Origin of the sequence: Streptomyces sp. NPDC050263 (assembly GCF_040655955.1) — a bacterium.
GTDB lineage: Bacteria > Actinomycetota > Actinomycetes > Streptomycetales > Streptomycetaceae > Streptomyces.
In genome coordinates this window covers 153,580-162,750 of the sequence record NZ_JBFAKW010000004.1, presented here as the reverse complement: position 1 = coordinate 162,750, position 9,171 = coordinate 153,580, and the positions used below count along the sequence as shown (strand labels likewise).

General features: G+C 69.8%; 11 protein-coding genes. 10 read left to right on the top strand and 1 reads right to left on the bottom strand.

Annotated features, from left to right (window positions below):
• Positions 1–116: 116 nt before the first annotated feature.
• A complete protein-coding gene (locus AB0J04_RS03185) occupies positions 117–1,013 on the bottom strand; it encodes an SAM-dependent methyltransferase (RefSeq protein WP_363166639.1) in 897 nt (298 codons plus the stop codon).
• 199 nt (positions 1,014–1,212) lie between these two features.
• On the opposite strand from AB0J04_RS03185, the gene proS reads away from it, so the two are divergent.
• The 10 genes from proS (at position 1,213) to lepB (AB0J04_RS03135) (ending at position 9,121) form a co-directional block, all read left to right on the top strand.
• A complete protein-coding gene (gene proS / locus AB0J04_RS03180) occupies positions 1,213–2,628 on the top strand; it encodes a proline--tRNA ligase (protein WP_363166638.1) in 1,416 nt (471 codons plus the stop codon).
• A gap of 261 nt (positions 2,629–2,889) precedes the next feature.
• The gene (locus AB0J04_RS03175; RefSeq protein WP_351911628.1) at positions 2,890–3,486 is read left to right on the top strand and encodes a hypothetical protein; all 597 of its coding nucleotides are present in this window, start codon (positions 2,890–2,892) and stop codon (positions 3,484–3,486) included.
• A 292-nt stretch (positions 3,487–3,778) separates the two neighbouring features.
• Complete coding sequence (gene rpsP / locus AB0J04_RS03170; protein WP_363166637.1) at positions 3,779–4,201, top strand: 30S ribosomal protein S16; 423 nt, start codon at positions 3,779–3,781, stop codon at positions 4,199–4,201.
• 5 nt (positions 4,202–4,206) lie between these two features.
• Entirely contained in the window at positions 4,207–4,446 is a 240-nt protein-coding gene (locus tag AB0J04_RS03165) for an RNA-binding protein (protein WP_221353916.1), read from the top strand.
• Between the two features lie 85 nt (positions 4,447–4,531).
• Positions 4,532–5,098 carry a ribosome maturation factor RimM gene (gene rimM, locus AB0J04_RS03160; protein ID WP_363166636.1) on the top strand — a complete coding sequence of 189 codons (567 nt, stop codon included), beginning with the start codon at positions 4,532–4,534 and terminating at the stop codon, positions 5,096–5,098.
• Positions 5,098–5,931 (top strand): tRNA (guanosine(37)-N1)-methyltransferase TrmD, encoded by an 834-nt coding sequence (gene trmD, locus AB0J04_RS03155; RefSeq protein WP_363166635.1) that lies wholly within the window; start codon positions 5,098–5,100, stop codon positions 5,929–5,931. Before rimM ends, trmD begins: the two co-directional genes overlap by 1 nt.
• A 137-nt stretch (positions 5,932–6,068) precedes the next feature.
• Positions 6,069–6,419 carry a 50S ribosomal protein L19 gene (gene rplS, locus AB0J04_RS03150; protein WP_363166634.1) on the top strand — a complete coding sequence of 117 codons (351 nt, stop codon included), beginning with the start codon at positions 6,069–6,071 and terminating at the stop codon, positions 6,417–6,419.
• A gap of 45 nt (positions 6,420–6,464) precedes the next feature.
• Positions 6,465–7,163 carry a signal peptidase I gene (gene lepB, locus AB0J04_RS03145; RefSeq protein WP_363166633.1) on the top strand — a complete coding sequence of 233 codons (699 nt, stop codon included), beginning with the start codon at positions 6,465–6,467 and terminating at the stop codon, positions 7,161–7,163.
• On the top strand, positions 7,156–8,253 hold the full coding sequence (gene lepB / locus AB0J04_RS03140) for a signal peptidase I (RefSeq protein WP_363166632.1): 1,098 nt from the start codon (positions 7,156–7,158) through the stop codon (positions 8,251–8,253). Before lepB (AB0J04_RS03145) ends, lepB (AB0J04_RS03140) begins: the two co-directional genes overlap by 8 nt.
• Positions 8,141–9,121: a signal peptidase I gene (lepB, locus tag AB0J04_RS03135; protein ID WP_363166631.1), complete on the top strand. Its 981-nt coding sequence runs from the start codon at positions 8,141–8,143 to the stop codon at positions 9,119–9,121. The genes lepB (AB0J04_RS03140) and lepB (AB0J04_RS03135) overlap by 113 nt, the downstream gene beginning before the upstream one ends.
• Positions 9,122–9,171 lie beyond the last annotated feature (50 nt).

Sequence of the window (9,171 nt, the reverse complement as noted above, 5' to 3'; positions counted from 1 at the left end):
GTCCTCGTAGCGGAGCTACTAGGGCTTTCGCCCGGTGCGGCGAGAGTGCGTGCCGGGCGTCGCGACGCCGCGGAGATCCATCAGAAGCCCCCTAGCCCCACCCCGGGGGCGTGCGCTCAGGGCGTGCGGGCGATGAGGTAGCGGAAGACGTTCGGCATCCACACCGTGCCGTCCGGCCGGCGGTACGGGTGCAGTGCCTCCGTCAGCTCCTTGTCGACCTGCGCCTGGTCCGTCGCCGAGACCGCCGCGTCGAACAGGCCGGTGGACAGCAGGCCCTTGAGGGCGCTCTCCACGTCCGCGTACCCGAACGGGCAGGCCACCCGCCCCGATCCGTCCGGCCGCAGGCCCGCCCGGCCGGCGACCTCCTCCAGGTCGTCGCGCAGGGCCGGACGCAGCCGGACCGTGCCGCCGCGCAGCGGATCGGCCAGCTTGGCCGCGACCCGCAGCACCGCCGACGTGGCACAGCGCTCCGGAGGGCCCCAGCCGACCAGCACCACGGCCGCGCCGCGCACGGCGAGCGGCTTCGCCTCGCTGAGCAGGGCGGCGAGCCGGTCCGCGTCGCCCGCGCGGCACCCGATCGGCTCGAAGGCGGTCACCAGGTCGTACGCGGGCGTCTTCGCGTCGGCCGCGTCCTTCGGCGAGCGGGCGGTGAGCCGGATGTCGGCGCCGCCGCTGCCGTCGCTTCCCGCACGCGCGCGTGCGGCGCGCTCCTCGGGTTCCTTCGGCAGCAGTCGCTCGCGGGCGAGGGCCAGCCGCTCGGGGGAGGAGGGCTCGCTGCCCGTGAGCGCGGCCGCGCCTCTGGCGGCGGCCATCAGCAGGGCGAGCCCGGAGCCGCAGCCGAGGGCGAGGAGCCGGGTGCCGGCCCCCACGTCCAGTCGCTCGTACACGGCCTCGTAGAGCGGTACCAGCATCCGCTCCTGGATCTCCGACCAGTCACGCGCGCGTGCATCCAGGTCCGCGCGGGACGTCGGTCCCGCGTGCGGCAGGTGCTGTCGCACGAGCGTAGGTGTCATGGATAAGCGCCCCAATCCGCCGAGAATCGACGCAGTAACCGATCAGGTGGCCCCCGTGCAGTGCGCTCGCACTTCCCCCGTATGTCAGGTAACTCCCCGTACGCGACCGCGTCCAGGGGTCTCGGGGCCCGGCTTGTGGACTTGCTGTGCCTGTGGCCAGAATTCACATTCCGGCAACTTGGGCCCGTACCATCGCGCCATGGCAAAGGCACCCGTTCTCACCCCTCGGGCAGACGATTTCCCCCGCTGGTACCAGGATCTGATCAACAAGGCGGAACTGGCCGACAACGGCCCAGTGCGCGGCACGATGGTGATCCGACCGTACGGTTACGGGCTGTGGGAGCGGATGCAGGCGGAGATGGACGCCCGCATCAAGGAGACGGGCACCGAGAACGCGTACTTCCCGCTGCTGATCCCGCAGTCGTACCTCACGCGCGAGGCGGACCATGTCGAAGGTTTCGCGCCCGAGTTGGCCGTGGTCACGCACGGCGGCGGCAAGGAACTGGAGGAGCCGGCGGTCGTCCGGCCCACGTCCGAGACCATCATCAACGAGTACTTCTCCAAGTGGGTGCAGAGCTACCGCGACCTGCCCCTGCTGATCAACCAGTGGGCCAACGTGGTCCGTTGGGAGCTGCGGCCGCGCCTGTTCCTGCGCACCTCCGAGTTCTTGTGGCAGGAGGGGCACACGGCCCACGCCACCTACGAGGAGGCCCGCGACTTCGCCGCGCACATCCACCGCGAGGTCTACGGCGACTTCCTGGAGAACGTCCTGGCGATCGACTTCGTCGCCGGCCGCAAGACGGTCAAGGAGCGCTTCGCGGGGGCCATCAACACGCTGACGCTCGAAAGCATGATGGGCGACGGCAAGGCCCTCCAGATGGTCACCAGCCATGAGCTGGGCCAGAACTTCGCCAAGGCCTTCAACACCCGGTACCTCTCGAAGGACGGCGCCCAGGAACTGGTCTGGCAGACCTCCTGGGGTTCGACGACCCGCATGATCGGCGCCCTGGTGATGACCCACGGCGACGACGACGGGCTGCGGGTGCCGCCGCGGCTGGCGCACATCCAGGTCGTCGTCCTGGCGATCAAGGGCGACGAGGCGGTTCTGGCCAAGGTGCGCGAGCTGGGCGACCGGCTGAAGGCGGCGGGCCTGCGCGTCCGGGTCGACGACCGCACCGACATCCCCTTCGGGCGGCGCGCGGTCGACTGGGAGCTCAAGGGCGTGCCCGTCCGCATCGAGATCGGGCCCCGTGACCTGGAGAGCGGCACGGCGATGCTGGCCCGGCGCATCCCGGGCGGGAAGGCGCCGGTGGCGATCGACACGATCGTCGGCCTGCTGCCCGCCCTCCTCGAAGAGGACCAGGCGCTGCTGCTGAAGCAGTCCCGCGAGCGCCGCGAGTCCCGCACGGTCGAAGTGTCGACGATCGAGGAGGCGGCCGAGGCAGCCGTCGCCGGCGGTTGGGCGCGCGTCCCGTGGGCGACCCTCGGCGAAGAGGGCGAGGCCAGGCTGGCCGAGCGGTCGCTGACCGTACGGTGTCTGGTCGCCGAGGACGGGTCGGTGCCGGACGACGGGGACGCTCCCGGTAACGTCGCGATCGTCGCGCGCGCTTACTGAGACAGCGCCCTCCGCCCGCGAGAGCGGCCGAAACGCCCCTTGCGCCCCTGCGGATCATCCCTGCCCCGGCGCGCGGACATGGTCTACGCGCCGGGGCGTACGGGGGTCTACGCACCAGCTTGGTATGAGCTGTGAGGCTTCTCCGCAGATCAGCGCACCCGCCCTCGTCTCCACGCATCAGTGGCAACTGACGGGTACGTGCAAATTATTTGGGATGCCCCGGAATAGGAACACAGGGGCACTCCCGCTCGTTGTCATTACGTGAGCACGACACAGACACCACCAGTTCTCGCCGCAGAGCTGGCAGAGGCGTGGGCCGACATTCAGCGGTACCACCCCGAACTGCCGGATCTCGCCGCGCCAGAGTCCCTGATCGGGGAGTCGTCGTCCGCCTGCGGTCACGAGCTCTCCTTCGAGCGACTGCTTCACGAGGCAGTCCATGGCATCGCCGCCGCCCGAGGCGTCCGCGACACCTCCCGTGCCGGCCGCTACCACAACCGCAGATTCCTCGCGATCGCTGAGGAGCTGGGCCTGGACCACCCCGAGGAACCCCACCCGAGCAGCGGTTTCTCCCTGGTCACGCTCAACCCCGAGGCCAAGCGTCGCTACCGTCCGACGATCGAGCGTCTCCAGCGGGCCCTCAAGGCCCACACGGCGGCCACCTCAGCCGACACCACCCGCACGTTCCGCGGTCCGGCGGCCCGCCACGGCTCCTCCGGCGGAGGCGTCCGGGTCAAGGCCGTCTGCGACTGCGGGCGCAACGTACGGGTCGTGCCCTCGGTCCTGGCCCAGGCGCCGATCGTGTGCGGGGGCTGCGGCAAGCCGTTCCGGATCCCGGAGATCGTCGGCGCGGCCTAGTCACGGGCAGTTCATGCACCGGCATCTCGTGGCTGCCGGTTCAGCGTGACGTGGGGAGCCGTCGTCGTCCTGTCGACGGCGCCTCGCGGGCGCCGGGCGTCCGTCAGTCATGCCCCGACCACCCGTGGCCGGAAGGGGCCCAGGTGGTGTGGCACAATGGCTAGCTGTACTCGACAGTCGCACAGGACCCCTCTCTCCTCCGGCTGACGCGTCCATCGGGCACTCGGGTACCGCAACCCCACGCGGCAATCTGCCGTGCCCAACCACGTCAAAACCAGGAGAACCCACTCCCGTGGCAGTCAAGATCAAGCTGAAGCGTCTGGGCAAGATCCGTTCGCCTCACTACCGCATCGTCGTCGCCGACTCCCGCACCCGTCGTGACGGCCGTGCGATCGAGGAGATCGGCAAGTACCAGCCGACGTACAACCCGTCGGTCATGGAGGTCGACGCCGACCGCGTGGCGTACTGGCTGGGTGTCGGCGCGCAGCCGACCGAGCCCGTGCTCGCCATCCTGAAGAAGACCGGCGACTGGCAGAAGTTCAAGGGCGAGCCCGCCCCGGCGCCGCTGCTCGTCGCCGAGCCGAAGAGGGCTCGCCCGTCGTTCGAGGCCCTCGGCGGAGACGACTCGGGCAAGGGTGAGGCCATCACCCAGAAGAAGAAGGCCGAGAAGAAGGACGAGGCCGCGGCCGAGTCCTCTGAGTCGACCGAGGCCTGAGCAGCATGCTCGAAGAGGCGCTTGAGCACCTCGTGAAGGGCATCGTCGACAACCCCGACGAGGTGCAGGTCGCTTCCCGCAACCTGCGCCGCGGGCGCGTGCTCGAGGTCCGGGTCCACCCGGACGACCTCGGCAAGGTGATCGGCCGCAACGGCCGCACCGCGCGCGCTCTGCGCACCGTCGTGGGCGCCATCGGCGGCCGGGGCGTCCGCGTCGACCTCGTCGATGTGGACCACGTCCGCTGACGCGTTTCGCAGCACCGGCTCGGGCCGGGGAAGGCCTACTGGGCCGTCCCCGGCCCGTAGTCGTTACGACAGGAGACTTTGAGAAGTGCAGCTCGTAGTCGCACGGATCGGCCGCGCCCACGGCATCAAGGGCGAGGTCACCGTCGAGGTTCGCACCGACGAGCCGGAGCTGAGGCTCGCGCCCGGCGCCGTGCTGATGACCGACCCCGCCTCGACGGGCCCGCTCACCATCGAGACCGGACGCGTCCACAGCGGCCGGCTCCTTCTGCGCTTCGAGGGCGTGAAGGACCGCAACGCCGCCGAGGCGCTGCGCAACACGCTCCTGATCGCCGAGGTGGACCCGGAGGCGCTCCCCGAGGAAGAGGACGAGTACTACGACCACCAGTTGATGGACCTGGACGTGGTCACCAAGGAAGGCGTCGAGGTCGGCCGGATCACCGAGATCTCGCACCTGCCCTCGCAGGACCTGTTCATCGTGGAGCGCGCGGACGGCAGCGAGGTCCTCATCCCCTTCGTGGAGTCGATCGTCATCGAGATCGACCTTGAGGAGCAGCGGGCGGTCATCGACCCGCCGCCGGGGCTCATCGACGACCGGGCAGAGATCGCGTCCTCCCGGGACGCGGCCGAGGGCTCCGGCGAGGGCGGGTCGTGATGCGCCTCGACGTCGTCACGATCTTCCCCGAGTACCTCGACCCGCTGAACGTCTCCCTCGTCGGCAAGGCACGCGCGCGTGGACAGCTCGACGTCAGGGTGCACGACCTGCGGGAGTGGACGTACGACCGGCACAACACCGTCGACGACACCCCCTACGGCGGCGGGCCCGGCATGGTCATGAAGACCGACCCCTGGGGCGCCGCCCTCGACTCGATCCTCGCCGACGGCTATGAGCGCGGCTCGCACGCGCCCGCGATCGTCGTCCCGACCCCCAGCGGCCGTCCCTTCACCCAGGAACTGGCGGTCGAGCTCTCCGAACGCCCCTGGCTGATCTTCACCCCGGCCCGCTACGAGGGCATCGACCGGCGGGTCATCGACGAGTACGCCACCCGGATCCCGGTCTACGAGGTCTCCATCGGCGACTACGTCCTGGCCGGCGGCGAGGCCGCCGTCCTCGTCGTCACCGAGGCCGTGGCGCGGCTGCTGCCCGGTGTGCTCGGCAACGCGGAGTCGCACCGCGACGACTCCTTCGCCCCCGGCGCCATGGCCAACCTCCTGGAAGGCCCCGTCTACACCAAGCCGCCCGCCTGGCGCGGCCGGGAGATCCCCGAGGTGCTGCTCAGCGGCCACCACGGGAAGATCGCACGCTGGCGACGCGACGAGGCCCTGCGCCGCACCACGGCCAACCGGCCCGACCTCATCGAGCGCTGCGATCCGAAGACCTTCGACAAGAAGGACCGCGAGATGCTCTCCATCCTGGGCTGGTCGCCTGACCCGGAGGGTGCGCCGTACGGTCGATTTTGGCGCAGGACCGAGGGCATGGAAGAATAGGTCGCTGTTGTGCGCCGTCCGGTGTGCGCCCCTGCCGCAGGGGGACACGACGCCCGCCTCGACGGGCACACGGCACTCAATCCTCGAACATCTAGTTCCGTTGATGACCTGTGGCATCAGCGAAGAAAGCAGACGAAATGTCTCACCTGCTCGACAATGTCGACGCCGCGTCGCTGCGCAGCGACATCCCGGCCTTCCGCCCGGGTGACACCGTCAACGTCCACGTCCGCGTCATCGAGGGCAACCGCTCCCGTGTGCAGCAGTTCAAGGGCGTAGTCATCCGCCGCCAGGGCGCCGGTGTCCGCGAGACCTTCACGGTCCGCAAGGTCTCCTTCTCCGTCGGCGTCGAGCGCACGTTCCCGGTGCACACCCCGATCGTCGAGAAGATCGAGCTCGTCACCCGCGGTGACGTGCGTCGCGCGAAGCTGTACTACCTCCGTGAGCTGCGCGGCAAGGCCGCGAAGATCAAGGAGAAGCGCGACAACTGAGTGCCTTCAGGGGTTCATGGAGGGGCCGGATAGCATCTGGCCCCGATGGACACCGAAGCTCGAACGACGACGGAGCGCGACCGCTCCTCCAGCCCTGAACCAGCGGGCGCGGAGGGCCGGTCGCGTTTCGCGTTGGTGGCGTGGATCACGGAGCGGATCCCGGGCGGCCGGATCAGCCTCACCCTGCTGGTCTGCCTGGTGTTTTTGCTGGTCCTCAACGCTTTCGTGGCGCAACCATTCCAGATTCCCAGCGGATCCATGGAAAACGGATTGAGGATCGGTGACCGGGTTCTCGTAAATAAGTTGGCGTACCGTTTCGGTGCCGAGCCGCGCCGCGGCGACGTCATCGTGTTCGACGGCACCGGGTACTTCGGGAACTCCGACTACATCAAGCGCGTCGTGGGTGTAGGGGGAGACCACGTGGTCTGCTGCGACAAGGAGGGGAGGATCCAGGTGAACGGCCGGTCGGTCGACGAGTCGACGTTCCTGTATCCCGGCGACAGCCCGTCAACGGTGGACTTCGACGCGGTCGTGCCGGACGGCGCCCTGTTCGTCCTCGGCGACCATCGCAGCCACTCCAGCGACTCCCGGGACCACCTGGGCTCACCGGGCGGCGGCATGATCCCCGTCGACGCGGTGATCGGCCGCGCCGACTGGATCGTCTGGCCTTTCGCCCACCTCACGCGTCTGCCCCGGCCGGGCGCCTACGCGCGCGTGCCCGGCCCGGAGGGCGCCCATGGGTAACCGCGGCAAGCCGCGCGGCGTGCCCACCTCCGCCGCGGACCAACTCCTGCCCACCGGCGTCCGGCGCGCCGCCAGCCCGGCCGGCGGCCGCTCGCGCGCGGAGCGGCGCAAGCTCCAGCGCAAGGTCAAGCGCAAACGCAGGCGGTCGGCCGTCCGGGAGATACCGCTGCTGGTCGGCGTCGCCGTCCTGATAGCCCTGGTGCTGAAGACCTTCCTCGTGCAGGCCTTCGTGATCCCGTCCGGCTCCATGGAACAGACGATCCGGATCGGCGACCGCGTCCTGGTCGACAAGTTCACCCCGTGGTTCGGCTCGAAGCCCGAGCGCGGGGACGTCGTCGTCTTCAAGGACCCCGGCGGCTGGCTGGACGACGAGCAGACGACGACCAAGAAGGAGGACCCGATCGTCGTCAAGCAGATCAAGGAAGGGCTCACCTTCATCGGTCTGCTGCCGTCCGACAACGAGAAGGACCTCATCAAGCGGGTCGTCGGCGTGGGCGGCGACCGGGTCGTGTGCTGTGACACGCAGGGCCGGGTGACCGTCAACGGCGTTCCCCTGGAGGAGGGGGCGTATCTGTACCCCGGCAACGCACCCTCCGCCACGGCCTTCGACATCACCGTCCCCCAGGGGCGGCTGTGGGTCATGGGCGACCACCGGGCCAACTCCGCGGACTCCCGCGCCCATCAGAACACCGACTACGGCGGCACCGTCTCGGAGGACGAGGTGGTGGGGCGGGCGATGGTCATCGCCTGGCCGGTGGGCCACGTGGTCCGCCTCAACGAACCGCAAACTTTCTCTTCCGTGTCCGGCTCGACGGCCACGACGACCGCGTCCGCCCAGCTGTCGCATAGGGTTGCTCCCGGCGATCCGAACGGATCGATTCGACAACTCCCGAGCCCTGCGGAACTCCCGCTCGTTATGGGAGTGGTGGGCCTGCGTCGTATGTGGGGCAGGCAGCGGCACAGAGTGAGGAGTTGGCGTGGGGGATGTGGCGGTTGGCGCACGGTCCGGGCACGACGGCGAGGATCACCGCGGACACCCCGTGGAAGCCGCCGACCCGGCCCCGGACGGCGGCGTGACCTCCGGGAATGACCCCGTGGCGGGCGGCGACGGTCCTCCGGCGGACGAGCCGCCCGGGACCGACGAGCTGGGATCCGGCGACTCGGCCCCGAAGCCGAGGAAGCCGCGTTCCTTCTGGAAGGAGCTGCCGATCCTGATCGGCATCGCGCTCGTCCTCGCGTTGCTCATCAAGACGTTCCTGGTGCAGGCGTTCTCCATCCCGTCGGCCTCGATGGAGAACACGCTCAGGATCGGCGACCGGGTCCTGGTGGACAAACTGACCCCGTGGTTCGGCTCGGAGCCGGAGCGCGGCGAGGTGGTCGTCTTCCACGACCCCGCCGACTGGCTGGCCGGTGAGGCCACCGTCGACCCGAACGCCTTCCAGACCTTCCTGAGCTGGATCGGCCTGATGCCGTCCGCGGAGGAGAAGGACCTGATCAAGCGGGTCATCGGGGTAGGCGGCGACACCGTCTCCTGCAAGGGCACGGGCCCGCTCACGGTCAACGGCAAGGCGCTGAACGAGCCGTACGTGTACCCCGGCAACACCCCGTGCAGCCAGGACGACCAGGGCGGTCAGTTCACGGTGAAGGTCCCCAAGGGGTACGTCTGGGTGATGGGCGACCACCGGCAGAACTCCCGTGACTCGCGCTACAACCAGTCGGACAAGAACCACGGCATGGTGCCCGTCGACCAGGTCGTCGGCCGTGCCATCGTCAAGGCCTGGCCGCTCACCCGCTGGGGCACGCTGCCGGTGCCGGACACCTTCGACCAGGACGGCCTGAGCAACCAGTCCGCGGCCTCCGCGGTCCTGACGGTCGCCCCGCAGGGCCTCGCCCTCGCCGGGGTCGTGCCGGTGGTCCTGTGGCGCCGTCGGCGCACGGCGGACTCCACGACCCGCTGATCTTCACCCTGCCGCACGGCAAACCCTTTCCCAAGGCTGCGGCCCTGGCC

Excerpts from the sequence above, each read along its gene's own strand:
- lepB (WP_363166633.1), top strand. The coding sequence starts at position 6,465 with ATGGACACCGAAGCTCGAACGACGACGGAGCGCGACCGCTCCTCCAGC.
- trmD (WP_363166635.1), top strand. The coding sequence starts at position 5,098 with ATGCGCCTCGACGTCGTCACGATCTTCCCCGAGTACCTCGACCCGCTG.
- rplS (WP_363166634.1), top strand. The coding sequence starts at position 6,069 with ATGTCTCACCTGCTCGACAATGTCGACGCCGCGTCGCTGCGCAGCGAC.
- proS (WP_363166638.1), top strand. The coding sequence starts at position 1,213 with ATGGCAAAGGCACCCGTTCTCACCCCTCGGGCAGACGATTTCCCCCGC.
- AB0J04_RS03165 (WP_221353916.1), top strand. The coding sequence starts at position 4,207 with ATGCTCGAAGAGGCGCTTGAGCACCTCGTGAAGGGCATCGTCGACAAC.
- lepB (WP_363166632.1), top strand. The coding sequence starts at position 7,156 with ATGGGTAACCGCGGCAAGCCGCGCGGCGTGCCCACCTCCGCCGCGGAC.
- AB0J04_RS03185 (WP_363166639.1), bottom strand. The coding sequence starts at position 1,013 with ATGACACCTACGCTCGTGCGACAGCACCTGCCGCACGCGGGACCGACG.